Origin of the sequence: Clostridium sp. UBA6640, assembly GCF_002455975.1 — a bacterium.
GTDB lineage: Bacteria > Bacillota > Clostridia > Clostridiales > Clostridiaceae > Clostridium_J.
The window spans coordinates 1-336 of record NZ_DKLM01000122.1; the positions used below are offsets into that span (position 1 = coordinate 1).

Genomic DNA, 336 nt, shown 5'->3' on the forward strand with positions numbered 1-336 from the left:
TATTATTTTCTTTTAGATGCCTTAGCTTAGAGTTTTTTAAATAATATTTAATCAAATTTGGGGGCGCTATGAAAAAGAATGTTAAAGTAAGTTTGATTGTAGTAGCAGTTATAGTTGGATTTTTTTCTTTAGGATGGACTATAGGGTTATACTCTAACAACATAAATAAGACAAGTTTAAATATTGCCACGTTTATGGAAACTAATGAAAAAGAGTATGAGGATACTTCTCTAAATGAGAAATTAGATAAAGAAGGGAACTCTAATACTTTTAAAGATGAAGAAACAAAAGATGCTGAAGTAGATGGAGAAAGCATAGAAAAACCTATAGAAAGAA

At 28.3% G+C, this 336-nt stretch carries 1 protein-coding gene; it reads left to right on the forward strand.

Features of this window, described 5'->3' with window-relative positions; genetic code table 11:
* Nucleotides 1-68: 68 nt before the first annotated feature.
* On the forward strand, nucleotides 69-336 hold a 268-nt coding region (locus B2W91_RS13330; RefSeq protein ID WP_291581694.1), incomplete at its 3' end, for a hypothetical protein.